Source organism: Aeromonas sp. s7(2024) (genome assembly GCF_040907825.1).
GTDB lineage: Bacteria > Pseudomonadota > Gammaproteobacteria > Enterobacterales > Aeromonadaceae > Aeromonas > Aeromonas veronii.
This window is the reverse complement of sequence record NZ_JBFOCM010000016.1, coordinates 337412-362857: the sequence shown is the minus strand read 5'-3', so window position 1 is coordinate 362857 and position 25446 is coordinate 337412. Positions and strand designations below refer to the sequence as shown.

Sequence of the window (25446 nt, the reverse complement as noted above, 5' to 3'; positions counted from 1 at the left end):
TTATCGATCTTTCGTGATGCTTTCCTGTCGACCCGATGCTCGATTAACGATCTTTCGGATCGAGGGCGTCACGCAGACCATCCCCGAGGAAGTTGAAGCAAAACAGGGTCACCACCATAAAGCAGGCGGGGAACAGCAGTTGCCAGATGGCCACTTCCATCGACTTGGAGCCTTCATCCAGCAGGGCACCCCAGCTGGTCATCGGTTCCTGAACCCCAAGGCCCAGGAAACTCAGGAAGGATTCAAACATGATCATCCCCGGCACCAGCAAGGTGGCGTAGACGGCCACGATACCGAGTACGTTCGGTACGATGTGACGGGTGATGATCTTCCACTTGGAGACGCCACAGACGTGGGCTGCCTCGATAAACTCCTTGCTCTTGAGGCTGAGAGTCTGGCCGCGCACGATCCGCGCCATGTCGAGCCAGCTCACCGCCCCGATGGCGATAAAGATGAGTGCCAGATTGCGGCCAAAGAAGGTGACCAGCATGATGACAAAGAACATGAACGGGAAGGCGTTGAGGATCTCCAGTACCCGCATCATCAGGCTGTCGACCCGACCACCGATAAAGCCGGAGGCCGCGCCATACAAAGTACCGATGATGACCGCTACCATGGCGCCCATGATGCCGACCATCAGGGAGATGCGCCCGCCCAGCAGGGTACGCACGAACAGATCGCGCCCCAGACTGTCGGTTCCGAAGTAGTGGCCCGCTTCCATATCCGGCGGCGACTGCATGGCGCCCCAGTCCGGATCGTCAAAGGTGTATTGGGACAGATGGGGGCCAAAGATGACCGCCAGACCGATGATGGTCAGAATGATCAGGCTGGTCAGGGCCGCCTTGTTGCGCAGGAAACGGCGACGGGCATCCTTCCACAGGGAGCGCCCCTCCACCACCTCGACCTTTTGCGCGAACGCCTCGACGGCATCGCGTTTTTCAGTTGAAACAACCATGATGAACTCCCGAATTAGTAACGGATCTTGGGATCGATAAAGGCGTAGAGAATATCGACCACGGCGTTAAAGGTGATGGTGAGGGCGCCGACCAGAATGGTCAGACCGAGCACCATGGAGTAATCACGGTTAAGGGCACCGTTGACGAACAGCTGACCGATCCCCGGCAGGCCGAAGATGGTCTCGATCACCACGGAACCTGTGATGATGCCGACAAAGGCCGGGCCCAGATAGGAGACCACTGGCAGCATGGCCGGACGCAGCGCGTGTTTCAGGATGATGTGGCGCAGCGGCAAGCCCTTGGCACGGGCGGTACGGATGAAGTTGGAGTTCATGGTCTCGATCATGCTGCCCCGCATGATCCGCGAGATGGCAGAGATGTAGTACATCATCATGCCGAACACCGGCAGCACCATAAACTGGATGCCACCACCCTGCCATCCACCGGCAGGGAACCAACCCAGATGAATACTGAAAAACAGCACCAGCAAGGGCGCCAGCACAAAGCCCGGGATCACCACCCCGGCCATGGCCGACGACATCAGTAGATAGTCGATGATGGTGTTCTGTTTCAGTGCCGCTATGGTGCCGAAGGTGACCCCCAGCAGCACGGCGAAGAAGAAGGCCGTGGTCCCGATCTTGGCGGAAACAGGCAGCGCCTGACTCACCAGATCATTGACGGTGAAATCTTTGTATTTGAAAGAGGGGCCCAAATCACCCTGCACCAGGTTGCCCAGGTAGGTGAGATATTGCATGCCAATGGGTTTGTCGAGCCCATATTTGGCCTCGATGTTGGCGATGACTTCGGGGGGCAGTGAACGCTCGCTGGTAAAGGGGTTACCCGGGGCGAAACGCATCATGAAGAAAGAGACGGTGATCAAGACCAGCAGAGTCGGGATCGCTTCCAATAGCCGTTTAAAAATGAATTTCAACATAGACATTTCCTGTCCTGTACTGCTTCCAAATGGTCGCGGTTGTAATAAAGGCCCGCCGTCCGGCAGGCCCTGCTTGTTATGCGACTTGTTGCTTTAAATCAGTGAGCAATGATGTACATATCTTTGCTGTAGAGGTTATCCAGCGGGTTGGCCGGATAGCCGCCTACATAGGGTTTGACCATACGGGCAGTCACGTACTGGTAGATGGGGGCGATCGGCATGTCCTTGGCCAGGATCTCTTCAGCCTGGACGTAGAGCTTGTTGCGGGCCGCCACATCAACCTGATCACGGGACGAATCCATCAGCTTGTCGAACTCCGGATTGGAGTACTTGCCGTCGTTGTTGCCGTGGGTGGTCTGCATCAGATCCAGCATGGAGGAGGCTTCGTTGTAGTCGGCGATCCAGCCGGCACGACCTACATCAAACTGACCCTGTTTCTTGGTTTCCAGGTAAGTTTTCCACTCCTGGTTGACCAGGCTCACCTGCACCCCCAGCTTCTTCCACATGGAGGCCACGGCCACAGCCACTTTCTTGTGGTTGTCATCGGTGTTGTAGAGCAGCTCGAACTTCAGCGGCTTGCTGGCATCGAAACCGGCCTCTTGCAGCAGCGCCTTGGCCTTGGCATCACGCTCGGCCTGGGTCATCTTCGACCACTCGGGCGCTACCGGCTTGAAGCCATCGACGAAGTCCGGCACCAGGGTGTAACCGGGCGTCTGACCCTGGCCCATCACCTTGTCGGCAATCACGTCGCGATCGATGGCATAGGAGAGCGCAGTACGGACGCGCACATCGTCAAACGGCTTCTTCTTGACGTTGTACTGGTAGTAGTAAGTACCAACATAACCGGTCACTTTCAGCTCGTCCGGCTTCTCTTTCTTCATCTGCTTGAAGCGCTCGATGGGCATCTGATAGGTGATGTCCACTTCGCCCGCCAGATAGCGGCTCAGGTCAGCGTTGGTAGACTGGATGGGCAGATAGACCACCTTGTTGATGACGGTCTTGCCATCGTTCCAGTAGTGCTTGTTGCGCTCCACTTCGACGCGCTCGTTCACCACCCAGTTCTTCAGGGTATAGGCACCGTTGGATACCATATTTTCCGGCTGGGTCCACTTGTCACCGAACTTCTCGATCACCTTCTTCGGTACCGGATAGGTGGTGGTGTGGGAGAGCATGCTGACGAAGTAAGGGATCGCTTTCTCGAGTTGTACTTCGAAGGTGTAGTCGTCGCTCGCCTTCACGCCCAGCGTATCAGCCGGCTTTTTACCTGCGATGATCTCGGAGGCATTGGCAATGGTCGGGATCTCCAGATACCAGGAGTAAGGAGAGGCGGTTTTCGGATCAACGGCACGCTGGAAAGCAAAGACGAAATCGTGGGCAGTGACCGGGTCACCGTTGGACCACTTGGCATCTTTGCGCAGGTGGAAGACGTAGTGCTTGTTATCCTTGGTTTCCCAGGATTCAGCCACAGCCGGGAGAATTTCCCCTTTCGGGCCGGAAGCAACGAGACCCTCGAACAGGTCGCGCAGGATATTGGATTCGACCGTTCCTTCGGTCTTGTGCGGGTCAAGGGTCGCAGGCTCGGAGCCGTTGCCTTTTACCAGTTGCTGGACTTCAGCCAGCTTGGTTCCCGCCGGGACATCGGCAGCCTGAGCCACATTGACGCCACCAAACAGTGCAGCCACCAGCAATGTGTTAATCATTGTTTTTTTATGAGTCATTTCCCTACTCCAACAAGAACATTCCATGCGTTTTTTAAAGTGACGGGGTTAAAACCCGCTCCCAGCATAATTCCCTGCCAATTCCGATAATGCAACAGATATTGTCAGGGTAATCGTCATCTTCTGGTCAAAAAATCAGCTAGCATGCGCTTTTTCAGTATTAAAACACCAGCAAAGCGCTCATTTTTCACACAAACGACCGATTCTAGAAAAGACCGGGCAAAAAGCAACCAATAAAAAGCCGGTCACGAGGACCGGCTTTCATAAAGCGGAGCTGGCTCACATCAGGCTGGGGAAAACCCCCTTGATACCGGCCACCATGATCTCGATACCCAGCGACATCATGATAAGACCCATGATACGGGTCACCACGTTGATGCCGGTGTTGCCCATGATCTTGAACAGCAGCGGCGCGGCGCGGAAGATGAGCCAGGAGCAGAAGGAGAAGACCACGACAACCACTGACATGCCGAGCAGCTGCTGCCAGTGGCTCTGGCTGGCATAGACAATCACCGAGGAGATGGCTCCTGGGCCCGCCATCAGCGGCAGCGCCAGCGGTACCACGGCGATAGACTCGCGCACCGCCAGTTCACCCTTCTCCTGTTTGTTGTGCTTCACCTCGCCCAGCTTGCCCTGCAGCATCGACCAGGCAATCAGGGTAATCAGCGACCCACCGGCGATCCGGAACGATGCCAGCGAGATGCCAAACCCATCGAGGATCAGCTGCCCCATATACATGGAGACCAGCAGGATCACCATCACCGCGATATTGGCGGTGGTATTGGTTTTCATCCGCTCGGCCTGGGTATGGTGGCTGGTCAGGCTGACAAACACCGGCAACAAACCAAGCGGGTTGATAATTGCGAACAAACCGACAAAAAACTTCAGATACAACGAGACGTCAATTGCTGCCATAGGCGCCTTCCAATAGAGTTTCGGGCCCAGCGGGCCAGTCCATTAATTTCGTGCGTAAATTTACATCATAGCCAGAGCGGGCACCAATCAAATAATCTCACCATTTTGAGGGTTTTTTAGTTAGTTCATCTAATGCATCCGCGCTAACTGGCATAAACCGATGCCAAAAGCCCTTTCTACCGCCCGACACGCGCCAGAAAAGTGAGCGCAAGCCTGCTTAGTCATGACCAGAGAATAAGACGGTGACTGACCGAATAACCAAGCGACTCGAGAGAATCCAAGCTTTGCCTTCCCACTATTTCAGGCCAGACATCACTTCATTGACTCGGCAAGAGAGCCACAATGCAAAAACCGGGAAAGGGGGCAGAAATAGCCCCCTTGGGGAATAAAGCGGATTAGTCATGGATTAAAACAACAATCATTTTCGCAACAAACGCTGGAATAAAGTGCGTTTGTCGGTGATTTTGAAACCGATTCACTCATATTTGCTAACCTACACAGCCAGAACGGCCCTACTATCTGATGCCGAAGTGCAATTAACCACTTGATAAATGTGGTTTATTACCTTGTATTAACAAGACTCTCGCCTTTCCCTTTGGTGTACATTCCGATAACATCGGCCAAACAAGGATCGTGAAATAAAATTTCTTTTGTTCTTTTGTTACACATGATCCAGATCAAGTTTTTCTGAGTCAGCCCCGCTCTATAATCGACTCAGAAAGCGATTTAGTAAGGCATGTGAAAAAGCTGTTGCAACGATACCGTCTTGACAGGGCGACTATAATTGCCGGGCATTGCCAACGTCTTACTAAACAGTTTTCAAATAATCAGGAGATAAACATGGCAGTAACCAATTTGGCTGAACTGGATGCACTGGTCGCCCGCGTTAAGGAAGCCCAGCGTGAATTCGCCAGCTTCTCTCAAGAGCAGGTAGACAAGATCTTCCGTGCCGCCGCCCTGGCCGCCAACAACGCCCGTATCCCCCTGGCCCAGATGGCCGTGGAAGAATCCGGTATGGGTATCATCGAAGACAAGGTTATCAAGAACCACTTCGCCTCCGAATACATCTACAACAAGTACAAAGACGAGAAGACCTGCGGCATTCTGAGCGAAGATGATCAGATGGGCACCATCACCATCGCCGAGCCGGTAGGTATCATCTGTGGTATCGTTCCAACCACCAACCCGACTTCTACTGCGATCTTCAAATCCATGATCGCGCTCAAGACCCGCAACGCCATCATCTTCTCCCCGCACCCCCGTGCCAAGAACTCCACCAATACCGCTGCCAAGCTGGTACTGGATGCAGCTGTTGCCGCCGGTGCACCGAAAGACATCATCGGCTGGATCGACCAACCATCTGTTGAGCTCTCCAACGCCCTGATGAAGCACGAAGACATCAACCTGATCCTGGCCACCGGTGGCCCAGGCATGGTGAAAGCAGCCTACTCTTCCGGTAAGCCTGCTATCGGTGTAGGTGCCGGTAACGTGCCTATCGTTATCGACGAAACCGCCGATGTTAAGCGTGCCGTTGCCTCCATCCTGATGTCCAAGACTTTCGATAACGGCGTGGTCTGTGCTTCCGAGCAGGCAGTCATCGTTGTTGATGCCATCTACGACCAGGTTAAAGAGCGCTTTGCATCCCACAAGGGCCATGTGCTCTCCAAAGAAGATGCTGACAAGGTACGTAAAGTCATCCTGATCAACGGTGCCCTGAACGCCAACATCGTTGGCCAGCCAGCCACCAAGATTGCCGAGATGGCAGGCGTGACTGTACCGGCTGATACCAAGATCCTGATCGGTGAAGGCGTCAAGCTGTGTGCAGAAGATGAGTTTGCTCACGAGAAATTGTCCCCGCTGCTCGGTATGTTCCGTGCAAGCAGCTTCGAAAACGCCGTTGATATGGCCTGTGACATGGTCAACATCGGTGGTATCGGCCACACCTCAGGTCTGTACACCGACCAGGACCGCAACGCTGACCGCATCAAGTACTTCGGCGACAAGATGAAGACCGCGCGTATCCTGATCAACACTCCGTCTACCCAAGGCGGTATCGGTGACCTGTACAACTTCGCAATGGCACCGTCCCTGACCCTGGGTTGCGGTTCCTGGAGCGGTAACTCCATCTCCGAAAACGTGGGTCCGAAGCACCTGATCAACAAGAAGACAGTCGCAAAACGGGCAGAAAACATGCTGTGGCACAAACTTCCGAAATCCATCTACTTCCGTCGTGGTTCCCTGCCGATCGCTCTGAGCGACCTGGAAGGTAAAAAGCGTGCCATGGTCGTGACCGACCGCTTCCTGTTCAACAACGGCTACGCCGATGAACTGGTCAGCCTGCTGAAAGCACAGAATATGGAAGTGGAAGTGTTCTACGAAGTAGAAGCTGACCCGACCCTGGCTGTGGTTCGCAAGGGTGCCGAGATGGCCAACTCCTTCAAACCGGACGTTATCCTGGCGCTGGGCGGTGGTTCACCGATGGATGCTGCCAAGATCATGTGGGTGATGTACGAGCACCCGAACACTGCGTTCGAGGATCTGGCCATGCGCTTCATGGACATCCGCAAGCGTATCTACAAGTTCCCGAAAATGGGCGTGAAGGCCGAACTGGTCTGTATCACCACCACTTCCGGTACCGGCTCTGAAGTCACTCCGTTTGCGGTAGTAACCGATGAAGTGTCTGGTCAGAAGTATCCGCTGGCTGACTACGAGCTGACCCCGAACATGGCCATCGTTGATGCCAACCTGGTCATGGGTATGCCGAAGTCCCTGTGTGCCTTCGGTGGTATCGATGCCGTGACTCACGCCATGGAAGCCTATGTTTCCGTACTGGCTAACGAGTACTCCGACGGTCAGGCGCTGCAAGCCCTGAAAATGCTGAAAGAGTACCTGCCATCCAGCTACCAGAACGGTGCCAACGACCCGATCGCTCGTGAGAAGGTGCACAATGCTGCCACCATCGCCGGTATCGCGTTTGCCAACGCCTTCCTGGGTGTGTGCCACTCCATGGCTCACAAACTGGGTGCCGAGTTCCACATTCCGCACGGTCTGGCTAACGCCCTGCTGATCAGCAACGTCATCCGCTACAACGCGAACGACAACCCGACCAAGCAGACTGCGTTCTCCCAGTACGATCGTCCGCAGGCGCGTCGTCGTTACGCCGAAGTCGCTGACCACCTGGGTCTGACTGCTGCCGGTGACCGCACCGCCGCCAAGATCGAGAAGCTGCTGACCTGGCTGGACGAGCTGAAGGCTACCTTGGGTATCCCGGCCTCTATCCGCGAAGCTGGCGTGACTGAAGCTGACTTCCTGGCCAAGGTTGACCAGCTGGCTATCGAAGCTTTCGATGACCAGTGCACCGGCGCCAACCCGCGCTACCCGCTGATCAGCGAGCTGAAGCAGGTTCTGCTGGACTCCTACTACGGTCGTCCGTTCACCGAAGCCGCTCCGGTAACTGCTGCCCCGGTTGAAGCCAAGGTTGAAGGCAAGAAAAAATCCAAGGCCTGATAACCAGTCCTGAGATAACAAGCCCGCGCACTGCGCGGGCTTTTTTTATCTGCCACTTATCACAGAGCTCCTCACTCCAGCCGATTGCGGTAGTGCAGCGCCTAACTTCCCAACCAACCAACCAACCAACCAACCAACCAACCAACCAACTCGCCCCAGCCAATCCGTTATAGACATCCCAACCTGTGACTCTGTATTGATGGGCCCCTGTGATAACAAGAGCACGCTCCATCACCTCCTATCCCCTACCCGCAACGAATTTCCCTGACGGGCAGATGTGAGCAGTCAACGCCATCTCAAGAGCTAAAGGTGTGATAAACAGGATAAGCGGAGCCTCGCTAACGCAATGCAGCAGAACTGCGACTGGCATACGTACAGGGCCAACCGACTGGCAGAGACAGAGCAATGATAATTCGCAGAGAAAGCGGGAAAGATTGTCAGTGAAGAGAGTTGTTGCGCCGATTGCTCAACCGACACATCAGCAGTTGCCACGATGCAAAGATAAAAAAATGGCAGCCATCAGGCTGCCATCGGGAGAGCACGATTCAGCGATCAGAGGGTCGCAGCGACTTCATCGGAAATTGAGCCGTTGTGGTAAACCTCTTGCACATCGTCCAGATCTTCCAGCATGTCGATCAGTCGCATCAGCTTGGGTGCAGTTTCAGCATCCAGCTCGGCTTCGGTGGAGGGGATCATGGTCACTTCGGCGCTCTGGGCCTTGAAGCCGGCGGCTTCCAGACCGTCCAGCACGGTACCGAAGTCGTTCGGAGTGGTGTACACCTCGATGGTACCATCCTCTTCAGTCACCACGTCATCGGCGCCCGCTTCCAGCGCGGCATCCATCAGGGCATCTTCGTCCACACCCACGAAGGTCAGCAGACCTTTCTTGCTGAACAGATAGGCGACGGAGCCGTCGGTACCCAGGTTGCCACCGCACTTGCTGAAGGCGTGACGCACTTCGGCTACGGTACGGTTGCGGTTGTCAGTCAGGCACTCTACCATCACGGCAGAGCCAGCCGGGCCGTAACCTTCGTATACGATGGTCTCGAGCTGTTCGCCATCGCCACCACCGGCGCCACGCTGAATGGCACGGTTGATGGTGTCGCGGGTCATGTTGTTGGTCAGGGCGGCAGTCACCGCAGCACGCAGACGCGGGTTGTTGGCCGGATCAGCATCACCCAGACGCGCGGAGGTAGTGATTTCGCGGATCAGCTTGGTGAAGATCTTGCCACGCTTGGCGTCTTGAGCGGCCTTGCGGTGTTTGATGTTGGCCCATTTACTGTGACCTGCCATAGAGACTCTCCGTTATTTTTTAAATGTCAGTAACACTGATCATGACTAACCCAAGGGAAACACAGAGGCCGCACGGCGGCGGCCTCCGGTGCCGGTATCGGCTTACTCGTCGCCCTTGACGGTGGTTGCAATCGCCAGCTCACCCAGTTGGGCGGCGTTGGCAAGGCTGGGGGCGTCTGTCATCAGACAGGCGGCCGCGGTCGTTTTCGGGAAGGCGATGACGTCCCGAATGTTTTCGGTGCCGGTCAGCAGCATGCTGAGACGGTCCAGACCGAAGGCCAGACCGGCGTGCGGCGGGGTACCATACTTCAGGGCATCCAGCAGGAAGCCGAACTTCAGGCGCTGCTCGGCCGGGGTGATACCCAGGATGTCGAACACGGTGGACTGCATCTCGCTGTTGTGGATACGGACAGAGCCGCCACCCACTTCGTAGCCGTTGATCACCATGTCGTAGGCGTTGGCGTAAGCACCCACCGGGTTGGCTTTCAGCTCGGCCGGGCTCATGTTGCTCGGCGCGGTGAACGGGTGGTGCATGGCGGCCAGACCACCTTCACCATCTTCCTCGAACATCGGGAAGTCGATGACCCACAGCGGTTTCCAGCTGTTCTCCAGCAGGCCCAGATCGCGACCCACTTTCAGACGCAGGGCGCCCATGGCATCGCAGACCACTTTCTTGCTGTCAGCGCCAAAGAAGATGATGTCGCCGTCGGCAGCGCCGGTACGAGCCAGGATCTCACGCACGATGGAGTCAGAGAGGAACTTGGCAACCGGAGACTGCACACCTTCGATACCATTGGCCGCTTCGTTGACCTTCATCCAGGCCAGGCCCTTGGCACCGTAGATGCCGACAAACTTGGTGTATTCGTCGATCTGCTTGCGAGAGAGCTCGGCACCGCCCGGGACTTTCAGGGCAGCCACACGGCCTTTCGGATCGTTGGCGGGGCCCGCGAACACGGCGAACTCGACAGCAGTCAAGAGGTCTGCCACATCGACCAGCTCCATTGGCAGACGCAGGTCCGGCTTGTCGGAGCCGTAGCGACGCATGGCTTCGTCGAAGGTCATGATCGGGAAGTCGCCCAGCTCCACGTTCAGGATGTGCAGCCACAGTTTGCGGATCATCTCTTCCATCACTTCACGCACCTGCGGCGCGGTCATGAAGGAGGTCTCCACGTCGATCTGAGTGAATTCCGGCTGGCGGTCGGCACGCAGGTCTTCGTCACGGAAGCACTTGACGATCTGGTAGTAGCGATCGAAACCGGACATCATCAGCAACTGCTTGAACAGCTGGGGTGATTGCGGCAGAGCGTAGAACTTGCCCTTGTGCACGCGGCTCGGCACCAGATAGTCACGGGCACCTTCCGGGGTGGCCTTGGTCAGCATCGGGGTCTCGATATCGAGGAAACCGTGCTCGTCCATGAAGCGGCGTACGAAGGCGCTGGCCTTGGCACGGGTCTTCAGGTACTTGGCCATCTCGGGACGACGCAGATCCAGGTAGCGATACTTGAGGCTGATCTCTTCGCTGTTGACCTGATTGAAGTCCAGCGGCAGCGGCTCGGCACGGTTGATGATGTTGAGCTCGTGAGCGAACACTTCGATGGCGCCAGTGGCCATGTCGCTGTTGCGCTGGGACTCGGGACGGGTGCGCACCACGCCGGTCACCTGGATGCAGAACTCGCCGCGCAGCTCGGAGGCCAGGGCGAACGCATCCGGCTTGTCCGGATCGAAGAACACCTGAACGATCCCTTCCCGGTCGCGCATATCGATAAAGATCAGACCGCCGAGATCACGACGACGATGAACCCAACCGCACAATGTAATGGTCTGCCCTGCATGGGCCTCATTGACCTGTCCGCAATAGATAGAGCGCATGGACTTCTTCCTTCGAAATTGTAGAGAGACGGTTAACCTTGGGCCGCCGGGCACGACTGGCAAGCACCGTCTGTCTCACAGCTGGCCAGATTCTTTTTCTTACCCGGTTTGAAATCAGTCTCGTACCATCCGGTTCCCTTGAGCCGGAAGCCTGCCGCCGATATCAGCTTGACCAGATTCGGCTTGCTACAGGCCGGACAGTCGGTCAGGGGGGCATCGGAAAGCTTTTGCAGTTTTGCCAATTCATGGCCACAGACGTCGCAACGATATTCGTAGATAGGCATGGGTCACAAGAAATTGAAAAACAAAAGGGCTGGCATTATAGAGGAAAACCCCCTTTTGGGTAAAATGGCCAGCAGCCTCCTTTCGCCAGTTTTTTGCACTCGATGGCAAAAAGCGGGCAAAAAATCGGCACGAATGCACCAAGAGCGAAGAGAATAGCCATCATGAGCCTCTATTTGGGCCTGCCGCAGTGGTCCCACCCCAGCTGGCCCGGCCAGTTGCTGGGCCTTGGCGCCAAGCCTGCCGAACACCTCGCCCACTACGCGACCGTCTTCAACTCGGTGGAGGGTAACACCACCTTCTACGCCCTGCCGACACCGGACACGGTACAGCGCTGGGCCGATGCGGTGCCCGATCACTTTCGTTTCAACTTCAAATTTCCGCAAACCATCAGCCACCAGAGCGATCTGGTGAGCGCAGACAAACAAGTCGCCGACTTTATTCGCCTGCTCGCCCCGCTGCACGACAAGCTGGGGCTGCTCACCCTGCAGTTGCCCGCCCGTTTCGGGCCACAGGGGCTGGCCAGACTGGCGGCCTTTATCGAGCGGCTGCCACGGGCGTTTCGCTACGCCCTCGAAGTGCGCCACCCCGACTTCTTCGCCAAGGGGGAGGCCGAGCGGGCATTGAACCGGCTGCTCATGGAACAAGGCATCAACCGGGTGATGCTCGACAGCCGGCCACTCTTCTCGGTGCCAGCAACCACGCCAGCCCTTGTCGATGCCCAGGGCAAGAAACCGCGCCTACCGGTGCATCTGCTGGCCACCGCCAACGCCCCCATGGTGCGCTTTATCGGCCTTCCGGATCCGGCGGCCAATCACCCCTTCCTGCCCAGCTGGCTCCCCCACTGGCGCCAGTGGCTCGCGGAGGGGAAAGATCTCTACCTCTATATACATACTGCCGACAACGCCCAGGCACCTGAGCTGGCCCGTCAGATCACCCGCTTGCTGGAACAGGAGATGGCCCCCTGGCCGGGGGAAAACGATCGCGCACGGCAGGGAGTGCTGCGCTTTTAGCCAACCCATTCTGCGGCCATCGTTTCGCTGCAAAAAAAGTGCTTTTTTGTGGCGTGGCAAGCCCTGGCGTCAAGACAAACGGCCATCAATCCTCTACACTACCGCCCCAAGTAAGGGTCCGGAACATGGCCCGTACGAACAGGACAGGTCCAAAGGATTTCACGACCAGCCACCCCGTTCGTAAACAGGTGATAAATCTACTCTGATGGGTGTCACCCAACGACTCAATTGAACAATACAGCCGGGTGATGTCCCGACTGTCAGGTTGCGCCAGCATGCATACCAAAGATCAAATTTTTGCCGCCCCGATCGCCCGATTGGGAGACTTCTGTTTTGACGAACAGGTCGTCGACGTATTCCCCGATATGATCCAGCGCTCGGTGCCGGGTTACAGTAACATCATCTCTGCCATCGGCATGATGGCCGCCCGCTACGCCCAACCCGAGAGCCGACTCTATGATCTCGGCTGCTCACTGGGCGCCGCGACCCAGGCGATGCGTCGCCATGTCAGCCAGCCCGGCTGCCGCATCACCGCGGTGGATCTCTCCCATCCGATGATTGAGCGCGCCCGCGCCCACCTCTCCGGTTTCAAATCCGAGGTGCCGGTGGAGCTGGTAGAGGCGGATATCTGCGACATCGAGATCGAGAACGCCTCCGTGGTGGTGCTCAACTTCACTCTGCAATTTGTCGAGCCAGAGAAACGGGCCGCCCTGATCCAGCGCATTCACGATGGTCTGCGCCCGGGCGGGATCCTGATCCTGAGCGAAAAGTTCCGCTTCGAAGATGAACCAGTCAACGAGCTGCTCATCGATCTGCACCTCGACTTCAAGCGGGCCAATGGCTACAGCGAGCTGGAGATCAGCCAGAAACGCACTGCCCTTGAGAACGTGATGCGCACCGACAGCCTGCCGGTGCATCAGGCCCGTCTGCGGGATGCCGGTTTCGTCCATCAGGATCTCTGGTTCCAGTGCTTCAACTTCGGCTCCATGATTGCCATCAAATCCAGCGACGCCCAGCCATGATCGACTTTGCCAATTTCTATCAACTGATTGCCAAAAACCGGCTGAGCCACTGGCTGCATACCCTGCCCGCCCAGCTGCACGCCTGGCAACATGACAACCAGCATGGCGACCTGCCGCGCTGGAACCGCGCCCTCAACAAGCTACCGGTGGTCTCCCCCGGCAACATCGAGCTGAAAAGCTGGGTCGAGATTGGCTCGGCCGAGAGCCTTGGCGAAGGTGAACGCAAGAAGGTCGAGAGCCTGCTGCGCCACTTCATGCCCTGGCGCAAAGGGCCGTTCATCGTGCACGGCATCCACATCGATACCGAGTGGCGCTCTGACTGGAAGTGGGATCGGGTGCTGCCCCATATCAGCCCGCTCGAAGGCCGTTACGTGCTGGATGTGGGCTGCGGCAGCGGTTACCACCTCTGGCGCATGGTGGGTGAAGGTGCCAAGCTCGCGGTCGGCATCGATCCGAGCCCGCTGTTTCTCTGCCAGTTCGAGGCCATTCGCCACTTCGCGGGCAATGATCAGCGCGCCCACCTGTTGCCGCTCGGTATTCAGGAGCTGCCGGAGCTGCGTGCCTTTGACACCGTCTTCTCCATGGGGGTGCTCTATCACCGCAAATCCCCCATCGAGCACATCGAGCAGCTGCGCAATCAATTGAAAGATGATGGCGAGCTGGTGCTGGAGACCCTGGTGATCGATGGCGGGGTCAACGACGTGCTGATGCCCACCGACCGTTACGGCAAGATGCGCAACGTCTGGTTTGTTCCCTCAAGCCGCGCCCTCAAGCTGTGGGTCGAGCGCTGCGGCTTCACCGACGTGCGGATAGTAGACGAGAATATGACCAGCACCGACGAACAGCGTCGTACCGACTGGATGATTAATGAATCCCTGAGTGACTATCTGGATCCAGACAATCCAGCACTCACGGTAGAAGGACACCCGGCGCCGAAACGTGCCGTACTGATTGCCCGCAAGGCCAAAGACTAGCCGATGGCGATTCAGGAAGTTACACTGACCCAATTCCAGGAAGCACAGTTAAATGAATGACATGAAAAGCAAATTAAAAGGAATGACCCTGCTCTCCCTGCTTAGTCTCGGCGGGTGTGTCAATATGGAAAAAGCGCCTCAGGTCCCTGCTCTGACGCTGGCCGAGCTTCGTAACGAGCTGAGCCAGAGCGAGCAGCGCCTGCAAACATCCATGGAACAGCAACAGAAGCAGTATGTGCAGCAACAGCACCTGCTGGTTCAGCTCAACACAGATGTCACCAATATGAAAGAGTCCGTCAAGCAAGTAGACCACAAGCTCGCCACCCTCCCCTCCGAGCCGCCCAAGCCGATGGCCATCCCCACCGAGAAGTGCCCGGCCCCCAATCAGGGTCACACCATCGATGGCAAGCTAATGGTCGGTGAAGCCGAGTGGATCTGGGTTGATGCGGCCAACGACGCCTTCCAGGCGCGGGTCGATACCGGTGCGACCACCTCCTCCATCAGTGCGCAGGAGATCACCATTTTCGAGCGCAACGGCAAAAACTGGGTACGCTTCTTCCTGAGCCATCAGGAAGTGGACGACAAGATCCAGATCGAAGCGCCGCTGGTACGCCATGTACGGGTGCGTCAGGCCTCTGCCGACGATCTGGACCGCCGTCCGGTAGTGCGTCTGGCCGTGCGCATTGGCGACATGACCGAGAAAGCCGAATTTACCCTGAAAGACCGTAGCGACATGACCTTCCCTGTGCTGCTGGGTCGCGAATTTTTGAAAGACATCGCTGTGGTTGATGTGGCCCGCGAATATATCCAACCCAAACCCAAGCTCAAGGATGTGAAATAATCCATGGTTTCCCGTAAGCCGTTCTATTTGCTGGTAGCCCTGCTGTACATTGTCGGCCTGGGGATGACGATCTATCACCATATCGCGTTGGATGTGCCGCTGACGCCCGGTGAAAAGCGCCAGATCTGGTCCATCGAAGCCAAGCTGGAGTTTGAGGCGACCGGTGAGCCGGTGATCGCCTCTCTGGCCATTCCGGGCACCCAGCCCGGTTTCACCCTGATGAACGAGAACGCCGCCAGCCCCGGCTACGGCCTCTCCTTTGTCGAGAAAGATGGCGATGCCCGCGCCGAGTGGTCCATCCGCACCGCCTCCGGCCGTCAGGAGCTCTACTACCGCGTCGACATGATGGCGGATGCCCATGCCAAACCGGCCGCCAATCCGCAGCCGCCTGCCATCGAGAAGCAGATCGAGAGTGAGCCTTATGCCACCGCGATGAAGCAGATCCTCGAGCGAGCCCAGGAGCGCTCTGCCGACGGCTACACCCTGACTCGCGAGATCATCAAGGAGATCGAGAAGCAGGAGCAGAACGCCGAGCTGCTGAAAAAGCACAAGAGCCGCGCCAACCTGATCGCCGAGCTGCTCAACAATGCTGACGTCCCCACCCGCGTGGTGCATGCTCTGAATCTGGAAGATGGCCGCCGTCGTCAGGAGCTGGTGGATTACCTGCAGGTATTCAACAGCCCGACCGACTACAAGCTGTTCAACCCGCAAACCGGTGAACAGGGTCGTCCGGCCAACCTGCTGCTGTGGGAATACAACTCCGGCGCCCTGCTGGACGTGACCGGTGGTCACAACTCCCGTGTCAGCTTCTCGATGATCGAGCAGGAGCAGCCGGTCAGCGTTGCACTGGCGCAGAAGTTCGAAAAATCAGAGATGATGAACTTCTCCATCCACAGCCTACCACTGGAAGAGCAGACCCTGTTCAAGGGCTTGCTGCTGATCCCGATCGGCGTGCTGATGGTTGTGTTCCTGCGGGTTCTGGTGGGGATCAAGACCTCAGGTACCTTTATGCCGGTGCTGATCGCGGTCGCCTTTATCCAGACCTCGCTGGTCACCGGTCTCATCGGCTTCCTGCTGATCGTCGGCACCGGTCTCATCATCCGCTCCTATCTGTCGCGGCTTAACCTGCTGCTGGTCGCCCGAATATCGGCCATCATCATCATGGTTATCTCGATGATCGGCATCTTCTCCGCGTTCGCCTTCAAGCTGGGGCTGACCGATGGTATGAAGATCACCTTCTTCCCGATGATCATCCTCTCCTGGACCATCGAACGGATGTCCATCCTGTGGGAAGAAGAGGGCCCGAAAGAGGTGTTCCGCCAGGGTGGTGGCTCTCTGCTGGTGGCCGTCATCGCCTATCTGGCCATGGATAACGAGCTTATTCGTCACCTCACCTTCAACTTCCTCGGCCTGCAGCTGGTGCTGATGGCGACCGTGCTGTTGATGGGTAACTACACCGGCTACAAGCTGAGCGAACTGAAGCGCTTCAAGCCGCTGGTGGACGAGATGAAATCTGGCGTCACCCCGGGTAAGGACAAGTAACCGATGTGGTTCTGGGAAAAATACACAACCCCGTGGAGCCTGTCCCAATCAGGCATCCTCGGCATGAACAAGCGCAACCACTCCTACATCAGCCGCTACAATCCGCGCAGCCTCTATCCGCTGGTGGATGACAAGCTGCAGACCAAGCAAATTGCGCTGGATGCAGGGGTTACCGTGCCTGAGCTGATCGGTACCATCCGTGCCCAGCACGATGTGGGTCGCATCACCGAGCTGGTAAAAGATTGGCCGGGCTTCTGCATCAAGCCGGCCCGTGGCTCGGGCGGCAAGGGGATCCTGGTGATCCTGCGTCAGGAAGATGGCCTCTTCTATAAACCCAACGGCAGCGCCTCCAACGGTCAGGATCTAGAGCGCCATGTCTCCAACATTCTGGCGGGGCTCTATTCGCTTGGCGGCAAGCCAGACGTGGCACTGGTGGAAGGCCTCATCAACTTTGATGATGTGTTCGACGGCTACTCTTTTGAAGGGGTACCCGATGCCCGGGTCATCATCTTCAAGGGGTTCCCGGTGATGGCGATGATGCGCCTCTCCACCGCCGCCTCGGACGGCAAGGCAAACCTGCACCAGGGTGCCGTGGGGGTGGGTCTGTGCCTGCGTACCGGTCGTGCCCTGCGGGCGGTGCAGTTTGGCAATCCGCTGCGTCACCACCCGGATACCGGCCTAGACCTCTATGAGCTCAAGGTGCCCCACTGGGATACCCTGCTCACCCTGGCGGCCTCCTGCTACGAGATGTCGGGTCTGGGCTATATCGGGACAGACATGGTGCTGGACAAGTTCCGCGGCCCCATGCTGCTGGAGCTCAACGCCCGTCCCGGCCTTGCCATCCAGATCGCCAACGGTCGCGGCCTGGTGCCCAATCTCAAGACCATCGAGAAACTGGGACAGGTTAAGATGAACGTGGAGCAGCGGGTCAATTTCGCCAAGGATCACTTCGGGATCTTTGAGGAATAGCGCCTCTGCTTGTGAACTGAGCGCGCCTATGGCGCGCTTTTTTATGGCTCTTGTTTGTCTGTTGGCACATCCCAGCCCCAGCTATCGATCACACTCTTCTCGCCCCTTCGTCCTCACTATTCCAAGCTGCAGTCAGTGGCGTACTCGTCGTTTCGGAATGAGATGCTGACCCCCGATATATCAGGGGATAGGTAAATCGCAGGTATAAAAAAACCGGCGCCAAGACGCCGGTTCTTCAAGGAGAGTGCAGCCCGATTACAGGGAGTCAGCATTCTCGGACAGGTACTTGGCAACGCCGTCCGGAGAGGCTTGCATACCTTTTTTGCCTTTTTCCCACTGAGCCGGGCACACTTCGCCGTGCTCTTCGTGGAATTGCAGGGCATCGACCATGCGCAGCATCTCGTCGATGTTGCGGCCCAGCGGCAGATCGTTGACAACCTGGTGACGAACGACACCGTTCTTGTCGATCAGGAAGGAGCCACGGAACGCCACGCCGGCTTCCGGATGCTCAACGTCATAGGCTTTGCAGATTTCGTGTTTCACGTCAGCGATCAGCGGGTACTTGACCTGACCGATACCGCCATCTTCCACTTTGGTGTTGCGCCATGCGTTGTGGGAGAACTGTGAATCGATGGAAACACCGATCACTTCCACGCCACGCTTCTGGAACTCTTCATAACGGTGATCGAAGGCAATCAGCTCGGACGGGCAGACGAAGGTGAAATCGAGCGGATAAAAGAAGACAACGGCAGCTTTGCCTTTGATGTGGGATGACAGGTTGAATGAATCAACGATCTCGCCATTACCCAGAACAGCTGCGGCGGTAAAATCGGGTGCGGGACGGCCTACCAATACCATATTCAATTCCTCTTTATGTGAAATGAACAATCCGGTGAGGATTGGGCTACCTAGAGCCAAGTCCATCTAATTCAAGCGACAAACTATAGACCCGGTGGTAGATTAGTTAAATCAAATTAAATAGATAGCATTAATCGGGTTTTTCTATGCAACGTTGGCCCAGCCTCAAACAGCTGCAATATCTGGTCGCTCTCGATGAGCACAAGAACTTCAACCGCGCCGCCAAGGCCTGTCATGTCAGCCAGTCGACCCTGAGTACCGGGATCCAGACGCTGGAGGACATGATGAACCTGCAACTGGTGGAGCGGGACCACAAGAGCTTCATTATGACCCCGGTCGGCATGGAAATCGTCGAGCGCGCTCGCAATTTGCTCTCCGATGCGCGGGATCTGATGGAGCTCGGGCAACATCAGGGTGGTGTGATGCAGGGGACGGTACGTCTGGGCTGCATTCCCACCATCGCCCCCTTCCTGCTGAGCAAGCTGCTGAAAGAGTGCAGCAAAACCTATCCTGACCTCGAATTGTTGCTGCGTGAAGACACCACCAGCAATCTGCTCAAGCAGCTGGAACAGGGTCAGCTCGACTTGCTGATCCTCGCCCTGCCCATCGAGATCGGGGGATTTCACTGCAAGACCGTCGGCCAGGATCCGTTCCACATGGTGATGCCCGCCAGCATGGCGGCCGGCCTGCATACCCCGTTCGACTACAAGGAGCTGCCCAACCAGAGCATCTTCCTGCTGGAACGGGAGCACTGCCTCACCGAGCACGCAGTGAGCGCCTGTCGCCTGCGGGACAAGAGCAAGATCAACCCGTTTGCTGCAACCAGCCTGCACACCTTGGTGCAGATGGTGGAAGCGGGTCTTGGCACCACCTTCCTGCCACAGATGGCCATCGATGCCGGCATTCTTGCCAACTCCGATCTGGTGGCCATCCCGCTGCCGGGAGAGACCTCCTATCGCGAGATCGGTCTGGTCTGGCGCCCCAGCACCACCCGGGTGCAGACCTTCTACAAACTGGCCGAGCTGCTTAAACCGCTGATCAGCCACAACGAGTGACAACAAACGCCAGCCCTCGGGCTGGCGTTTTTCAGTTCCCCACCACATTTTTCCTCTCAGAGACTAGGTCTGGAGCCAGATCCCTGTTTATGATGGAAAAGTTGTCGCGTGCCCTCCTGCCGCCAGAACGATTTGGCAGGATATGGCGCTCGATAAATGTCTCGTTTGGTAGACCCGTCCGTGGAGAGAGCCCGATGTATCGCAAGCTGCTGCTATCCCTGCTGACTCTGCTGTTGGCCGCCTGCTCCAGCACGCCGGAGCCGCCTCCGCCCCCCCGGCAGAGCAGTGCCTTTGATGGCTTCTACCAACAGTGGCGCGGTGTTCCCTACCGCATGGGCGGCGCCAGCCGCGCCGGACTAGACTGCTCCGCCTTTACCCAGCTCGCCTACAGTCAGGTGCTGGGCTTCAACCTGCCAAGAACCACCGAATCTCAGGCCAGCATTGGCAAACCGGTGGATCGCTACCGGCTGCAACACGGGGATCTGGTCTTCTTCAAAACCGGCTGGCAACAGTACCATGTGGGGGTCTACACAGGTGCCGGCGAGTTTATTCACGCCTCCACCAGCAAGGGAGTGATCCGCTCCCGCCTCGACAACGTCTACTGGAACAGTCGCTACTGGCAGGCGCGTCGGGTGACCCAGTAACCGGCCACACGCCTGCTCGTGACACAAGTTGCGTGCCGATACTCTCCGTCAATCCCTGTCGCGATGTCGGGACACACAACCCGCGCTTATAACTCAATTGGACCCAAAGCCTGCATATCACACCATTTTGTGATAAGGTGGTGGCCAATTTTTAACACTTTTGCCTTTTTCTCATACGCTCTCTGTCCTGATTGACAACACGCGCGGCGATAACAAGCAGCGCGCGGCGAAAGTGGAGTGTGGCGCAACACTGCCGGACGGGTGTCCCACAGCTGCAGTATCAAGGGTTAAATAGATAAGGAGATCGTGCAATGAAACAGTATCAAAGCTGGCTGGGGCAATACCTGATGAGTCGCCGTGACGGTGACCACGCCATGGCATGCGAGATGGCGAGTTCCATCTGCGAGTTCTGGCAGCAGCAGGGTGATGAAAACGAACTGGACAAGTGGCAGCAGATTTACCAGAACCATCTGGAAAAGACCACCTGATCCCGACCGTTTCCTTGCTGCCAGCCACGGTTGGCAGCAAGGCCACTCGCGACCAACCACCATCAGCCAACCCCTCTCCCCCAATTTTCCCGCGACGTTAAACCGCTACCTTCGTTCACTCGCGCTTTACCATCTTCATTTTGCTCTTGCGCACCGGCCTCTGTTCATTCCATCTCGGCGGCCATTTCCTGCGCCCAGCCGATAAAGGCCTGGATCTTGGGACACGCCCGATTGGGCAGGGTCGCCATGTAATAACGCTGCTCGCACTTGACCTCCAGCCCGGCAAAAGGGGCCACCAGCTCGTTGCGTGCCAGTCGCTTGCTCACCAGATTCTTGCGCCCCATGGCGATCCCGGCGTGATTCATGGCGGCGATGATGGCGAGATCCGAGCGATCAAAACCCATGCTCAGCTGACATGCCTCGAGGCTGACCCCGGCGTGGCGAGCCCAGCTGCTCCACTCGTCGGTATCCGAGTCAAATCCCCATGCCTGCCGATCATGAAGCAGACGGCACAAGGACAAGTTGGCGGGATTACCGACAAGCCCGTGCTGCTCGGCATATTCCGGGCTGCAGACCGGCAGCATGAACTCATCCATCAGCGGGTGGATGGCAAGCCGCTCCGGGCTCTTCTCATCGAAATAGAGGGTCAAATCGATGCCATAACCATGCAGGTTGATGTTCTCGTTACCGGTGATGATATTGAGCTCGATCTGCGGATGCAGGCGGGAGAAATCCGCCAACCTAGGCACCAGCCAGCACTGGGCGATGGAGGGACGCGAATAGATGGTCAGGGTACCGGAGAGTTCCTGATTCTTGATCTCCAGGATCTCCTGATTGATGAACTCCAGCGAGGATTTGAGCGCCCAGAACACCCGCTGCCCATCCGCCGTCAGTACCACCTTGCGGTGAAAACGTTCAAAGAGCTTGAAGCCCAGCTCCTCTTCCAGCGCGCTGATCCGGTGACTCACGGCACTGGGACTCAGCGACAATTCATCAGCTGCCATGGCAAAGGATCCGTGGCGGGCGGCCGCCTCGAAAGTGTGCAACTTGGCCAACTGGTAGCCGCTCAACAGCTTGTTGCGCGATACGTAATTATCCCCGTTATACATTCATCCCCCTCTTCGCAATGGCCACCGATGATACACCCACAGGCCACCTTCAGGATGAAACCAAAAGACCCAAAGAATGTGATTTCGATAAATTGTGACAAATGTAGCGCCTTTGCATCACCTCATCTCATCCAAGTGGTCGATTTCATCATTTGTCAGCCCCACCTCATTTTCATTCAATAGCGCATAAACAATCACACACAACAGATGTCGAGGCGCAGTATGAGTTCAGAGGTATGGGTCATCGCTACCTTGCTAAGTAGCATCGTTCTCATCGTGGTCACCATAGTGAAGGGCAAGGTGCATCCTTTCCTCGCCCTGCTGCTGGCGAGCTTCTATGTCGGCACCCTGATGGGGATGGAGCCCCTCAAGATGGTCAACGCCATGGAAGAGGGAATTGGCGGCACGCTCGGCTTTCTCGCCGCCGTCATCGGTCTTGGCACCATACTCGGCAAGATGATGGAGGTGTCAGGGGCGGCGGAGCGCATCGGCCTCGCCCTGCAGAGATGCCGCTGGCTTTCGCCTCAGGTCATCATGGTGCTGGTGGGTCTGGTGTGCGGCATCACCCTGTTTGTCGAAGTCGGGGTGGTGTTGCTGATCCCGCTCGCCTTCTCCATCGCCCGCAAGACCAACACCTCGCTACTCAAGCTGGCCATTCCGCTCTGCACCGCCCTGATGGCCGTGCACTGCATAGTGCCGCCCCACCCGGCAGCCCTCTATGTCACCAATCAGCTGGGCGCCGATGTGGGTTCCGTCATCGTCTATGGTCTGGCGGTCGGCCTCTTTGCCTCTCTTATCGGCGGCCCCCTGTTCCTCAAACTGCTGGGCAACCGGCTCCCGTTCAAGGGGGTACCCGATGCCTTTGCCGACATCAAGGCGCGCGATGAGGCCACTCTCCCGACCTTGAGCGCCTCGCTCTTTACCGTGCTGCTGCCCATCCTGCTGATGCTGGCCAAGACGGTCGCTGAGCTCAATATGGATCACGCCAGCCACCTCTACACCGTGCTGGAGTTTATCGGCAACCCCATCACCGCCATGTTCATTGCCGCCTTCACCGCCTACTACGTGCTGGGGATCCGTCAGCAGATGAAGATGGAGGGACTGCTTAACAAGACCGAGGAGTGCTTCTCCTCCATCGCCAATATCCTGCTCATCATAGGGGCAGGCGGCGCCTTCAACGGCGTGCTCAAGGCAAGTGGGCTGGGCGATAGTCTGGCCACTATCCTCTCACAGCTGGATATGCACCCCATTCTGCTCGCCTGGCTGGTGGCTATCGTGCTGCACGCCGCCGTGGGCTCCGCTACCGTTGCCATGATGGGCGCCACCGCTATCGTCTCCCCCATCATGGTGCACTACCCGGATATCAGCCCGGAGATCATGACCCTGGCCATCGGCTCCGGCGCTATTGGCTGCACCATGGTGACCGACTCCCTGTTCTGGCTGGTCAAGCAGTATTGCGGCGCCACCCTGAACGAAACGCTCAAGTACTACACCACCGCCACCTTGGTCGCCTCCCTGATGGCGCTGGCCGGTACTTTCCTGCTCTCCTTTATCGTGTAACAAGACCGAGAACACTATGAAAAACATCGACGTCCAACAGCTCACAGCGCAATTTCCACTAGTGCAATCCCTGATCGAGCTTGAGCCAGTCACCTGGTTCAACCCCAACACCACCACTCTGGCTGCCGGTCTGCCCTATGTGGGGCTCGATAACAACAATGTGGCGGACGCTTCCGCTCGGCTGGCCCGCTTCGCCCCCTACATGTGCGAAGCCTTCCCCGAGACCCGCACCAGCAACGGTATTCTGGAGTCCGAGATCGCCGCTATTCCAGCGATGCAGGCTACGCTCAACCAGCGCTACGGGGTCGAGGTCACCGGTCGACTGCTGCTGAAAAAAGACAGTCACCTGCCCATCTCCGGCTCCATCAAGGCGCGAGGCGGTATCTACGAGGTGCTGACTCACGCCGAACAGTTGGCGATCAAGGCTGGTCTGCTGCGGGAAGAGGATGACTATCGCAAACTGTTCAGCGACGAGTTTCGCCAGTTCTTCAGCCAGCACAGCATCGCAGTGGGCTCCACCGGCAACCTCGGCATGTCTATCGGCATCATGAGCGCCAAGCTCGGCTTTACCGTCACCGTCCACATGTCGGCCGATGCGCGGGAGTGGAAGAAGCGCAAGCTACGCGAACACGGCGTCATCGTGGTCGAATATGCCGAGGATTACGGGGTGGCGGTGGAACAAGGGCGCAAAGAGGCCGAACGCGACCCCAACTGCTTCTTTATCGATGATGAGAACTCCCGCACCCTGTTCCTCGGCTACTCGGTGGCGGGCGAGCGGGTGAAAAAGCAGTTCGACCAGATGAGTATCAAGGTGGATGCCGACCACCCGCTGTTTGTCTACCTGCCCTGCGGCGTGGGTGGCGGCCCAGGCGGCGTGGCCTTTGGTCTCAAGCTCGCGTTCGGTGACCATGTTCACTGCCTGTTTGCCGAACCGACCCACTCCCCCTGCATGCTGCTGGGGGTACACACCGGGCTGCACGATGCCATTGCGGTGCAGGATCTGGGCATCGACAACCTCACCGCAGCCGATGGCCTCGCGGTAGGACGCGCCTCCGGCTTCGTCGGCCGCGCCATGGAACGACTGCTCGATGGCTTCTACACCCTGAGCGATCAGGAGATGTATGACCTGCTGGGACTGCTGGCGCGCGATGAACAGATCACACTCGAACCTTCTGCTCTGGCGGGTATGGCCGGCCCGTGGCGGGTAGCTGCCAATCCCGAGTGGCTCACCGGGCGCGGTTTCGATGCCGCAACCATGGCACAGGCCACCCATCTGGTGTGGGCCACTGGCGGTGGCATGGTGCCCGCAGAAGAGATGGCAAAGTACCTGGCCAGCGCCAAGATCTAGGCTGTTTTGCCACATTTATCTGCAAATCAACCCGCCATCACGGCGGGTTTTCTGTTTTGGGAACAAGGGGATGGGGCAGCTCTGTCGCAATCCATGGCGACAATTCCCCCAAGTTGGTCAGTTTGTGCTAAAATGGCGCTCATTTTTTGACATCTCGCGTCACGTTCGCCGCCAGATTGCCCATCGGGCTCTCTGCCCGGGTCGTGACTTTGCACCATCATGCCTGATGATGTTCCCCCCAGGATGAGCCGACAGGCTCCCGTCAAGGTGAGCACCCTCAAGGGCACATGAGATAAGGAGATCGGGTAATGAAACAATATCAAAGCTGGCTGGGAGATTATCTGATGAGTCGACGTGACGGAGATCACGCGATGGCTTCGGAACTTGCCAACACCATCTGCGCCTTCTGGAAGGCTCAGGGCGATGAAGCAGAAACCAGCAAATGGCAGCAACGCTATCAGCAACACGTAGAGCAGGCGCAATAAGCCCCTACACTCTTTCGCGATAAAAAAACCGGCGCACATGGCGCCGGTTTTGCGTTTCTGGCAA

General features: G+C 57.4%; 22 protein-coding genes. 13 read left to right on the top strand and 9 right to left on the bottom strand.

Annotated features, from left to right (window positions below; all coding sequences use genetic code 11):
• Positions 1-43: 43 nt before the first annotated feature.
• From oppC to AB5Y73_RS06610, 4 genes are all read right to left on the bottom strand, one after another.
• Positions 44-955 (bottom strand): oligopeptide ABC transporter permease OppC, encoded by a 912-nt coding sequence (gene oppC, locus AB5Y73_RS06625; RefSeq protein ID WP_005337670.1) that lies wholly within the window; start codon positions 953-955, stop codon positions 44-46.
• Between the two features lie 14 nt (positions 956-969).
• Positions 970-1890 (bottom strand): oligopeptide ABC transporter permease OppB, encoded by a 921-nt coding sequence (oppB, locus tag AB5Y73_RS06620; protein ID WP_005337672.1) that lies wholly within the window; start codon positions 1888-1890, stop codon positions 970-972.
• Between the two features lie 98 nt (positions 1891-1988).
• Entirely contained in the window at positions 1989-3608 is a 1620-nt protein-coding gene (locus AB5Y73_RS06615; protein WP_107682325.1) for an ABC transporter substrate-binding protein, read from the bottom strand.
• Positions 3609-3887: 279 nt separating this feature from the next.
• On the bottom strand, positions 3888-4523 hold the full coding sequence (locus AB5Y73_RS06610; protein WP_005337678.1) for a YchE family NAAT transporter: 636 nt from the start codon (positions 4521-4523) through the stop codon (positions 3888-3890).
• An 840-nt stretch (positions 4524-5363) separates the two neighbouring features.
• Here AB5Y73_RS06610 and adhE point away from each other — a divergent pair.
• Positions 5364-8030, top strand: coding sequence for a bifunctional acetaldehyde-CoA/alcohol dehydrogenase (gene adhE / locus AB5Y73_RS06605; protein ID WP_019446648.1), 2667 nt, complete (start codon positions 5364-5366; stop codon positions 8028-8030).
• Between the two features lie 552 nt (positions 8031-8582).
• Here the strand turns inward: adhE and AB5Y73_RS06600 are convergent.
• From AB5Y73_RS06600 to AB5Y73_RS06590, 3 genes are all read right to left on the bottom strand, one after another.
• Positions 8583-9323 carry a YebC/PmpR family DNA-binding transcriptional regulator gene (locus AB5Y73_RS06600; RefSeq protein WP_005337681.1) on the bottom strand — a complete coding sequence of 247 codons (741 nt, stop codon included), beginning with the start codon at positions 9321-9323 and terminating at the stop codon, positions 8583-8585.
• A 102-nt stretch (positions 9324-9425) separates the two neighbouring features.
• Positions 9426-11192, bottom strand: a complete 1767-nt coding sequence (gene aspS, locus AB5Y73_RS06595) for an aspartate--tRNA ligase (protein ID WP_181497437.1) — start codon at positions 11190-11192, stop codon at positions 9426-9428.
• A gap of 32 nt (positions 11193-11224) precedes the next feature.
• Positions 11225-11476 carry an FmdB family zinc ribbon protein gene (locus tag AB5Y73_RS06590; RefSeq protein ID WP_005337686.1) on the bottom strand — a complete coding sequence of 84 codons (252 nt, stop codon included), beginning with the start codon at positions 11474-11476 and terminating at the stop codon, positions 11225-11227.
• Between the two features lie 162 nt (positions 11477-11638).
• Between AB5Y73_RS06590 and AB5Y73_RS06585 the strand changes: the two genes are divergently transcribed.
• The 6 genes from AB5Y73_RS06585 (at position 11639) to AB5Y73_RS06560 (ending at position 17835) form a co-directional block, all read left to right on the top strand.
• A complete protein-coding gene (locus AB5Y73_RS06585; protein ID WP_107682322.1) occupies positions 11639-12487 on the top strand; it encodes a DUF72 domain-containing protein in 849 nt (282 codons plus the stop codon).
• Positions 12488-12762: 275 nt separating this feature from the next.
• On the top strand, positions 12763-13509 hold the full coding sequence (gene cmoA / locus AB5Y73_RS06580; protein ID WP_005353159.1) for a carboxy-S-adenosyl-L-methionine synthase CmoA: 747 nt from the start codon (positions 12763-12765) through the stop codon (positions 13507-13509).
• The gene (gene cmoB, locus AB5Y73_RS06575; protein WP_162895376.1) at positions 13506-14483 is read left to right on the top strand and encodes a tRNA 5-methoxyuridine(34)/uridine 5-oxyacetic acid(34) synthase CmoB; all 978 of its coding nucleotides are present in this window, start codon (positions 13506-13508) and stop codon (positions 14481-14483) included. The genes cmoA and cmoB overlap by 4 nt, the downstream gene beginning before the upstream one ends.
• A gap of 82 nt (positions 14484-14565) precedes the next feature.
• On the top strand, positions 14566-15324 hold the full coding sequence (locus AB5Y73_RS06570) for an ATP-dependent zinc protease (RefSeq protein ID WP_181294849.1): 759 nt from the start codon (positions 14566-14568) through the stop codon (positions 15322-15324).
• A gap of 3 nt (positions 15325-15327) precedes the next feature.
• Positions 15328-16866 (top strand): inactive transglutaminase family protein, encoded by a 1539-nt coding sequence (locus AB5Y73_RS06565; RefSeq protein WP_005337699.1) that lies wholly within the window; start codon positions 15328-15330, stop codon positions 16864-16866.
• 3 nt (positions 16867-16869) lie between these two features.
• Positions 16870-17835 carry an alpha-L-glutamate ligase-like protein gene (locus AB5Y73_RS06560; RefSeq protein WP_005337700.1) on the top strand — a complete coding sequence of 322 codons (966 nt, stop codon included), beginning with the start codon at positions 16870-16872 and terminating at the stop codon, positions 17833-17835.
• 255 nt (positions 17836-18090) lie between these two features.
• On the opposite strand, the gene AB5Y73_RS06555 is transcribed toward AB5Y73_RS06560, so the two are convergent.
• A complete protein-coding gene (locus AB5Y73_RS06555) occupies positions 18091-18693 on the bottom strand; it encodes a peroxiredoxin C (RefSeq protein ID WP_005337701.1) in 603 nt (200 codons plus the stop codon).
• Positions 18694-18839: 146 nt separating this feature from the next.
• Here AB5Y73_RS06555 and AB5Y73_RS06550 point away from each other — a divergent pair, with 146 nt between their 5' ends.
• The 3 genes from AB5Y73_RS06550 to AB5Y73_RS06540 all read left to right on the top strand — a co-directional run bounded on the left by AB5Y73_RS06550 (position 18840) and on the right by AB5Y73_RS06540 (position 20880).
• Positions 18840-19748 carry a hydrogen peroxide-inducible genes activator gene (locus AB5Y73_RS06550; RefSeq protein WP_005337702.1) on the top strand — a complete coding sequence of 303 codons (909 nt, stop codon included), beginning with the start codon at positions 18840-18842 and terminating at the stop codon, positions 19746-19748.
• Between the two features lie 194 nt (positions 19749-19942).
• Complete coding sequence (locus AB5Y73_RS06545) at positions 19943-20392, top strand: C40 family peptidase (RefSeq protein WP_042083908.1); 450 nt, start codon at positions 19943-19945, stop codon at positions 20390-20392.
• A gap of 311 nt (positions 20393-20703) precedes the next feature.
• A complete protein-coding gene (locus AB5Y73_RS06540) occupies positions 20704-20880 on the top strand; it encodes a hypothetical protein (RefSeq protein WP_005337704.1) in 177 nt (58 codons plus the stop codon).
• Between the two features lie 164 nt (positions 20881-21044).
• Here the strand turns inward: AB5Y73_RS06540 and dsdC are convergent, their stop codons facing one another.
• Positions 21045-21989, bottom strand: a complete 945-nt coding sequence (gene dsdC, locus AB5Y73_RS06535; protein ID WP_107682320.1) for a DNA-binding transcriptional regulator DsdC — start codon at positions 21987-21989, stop codon at positions 21045-21047.
• 222 nt (positions 21990-22211) lie between these two features.
• Here dsdC and dsdX point away from each other — a divergent pair, with 222 nt between their 5' ends.
• The 3 genes from dsdX to AB5Y73_RS06520 all read left to right on the top strand — a co-directional run bounded on the left by dsdX (position 22212) and on the right by AB5Y73_RS06520 (position 25382).
• Positions 22212-23549, top strand: a complete 1338-nt coding sequence (gene dsdX, locus AB5Y73_RS06530; RefSeq protein ID WP_107682319.1) for a D-serine transporter DsdX — start codon at positions 22212-22214, stop codon at positions 23547-23549.
• A 16-nt stretch (positions 23550-23565) separates the two neighbouring features.
• Entirely contained in the window at positions 23566-24897 is a 1332-nt protein-coding gene (locus AB5Y73_RS06525) for a D-serine ammonia-lyase (RefSeq protein ID WP_107682318.1), read from the top strand.
• Between the two features lie 308 nt (positions 24898-25205).
• Positions 25206-25382: a hypothetical protein gene (locus tag AB5Y73_RS06520; RefSeq protein WP_005337712.1), complete on the top strand. Its 177-nt coding sequence runs from the start codon at positions 25206-25208 to the stop codon at positions 25380-25382.
• The last annotated feature ends 64 nt before the right edge of the window (positions 25383-25446 follow it).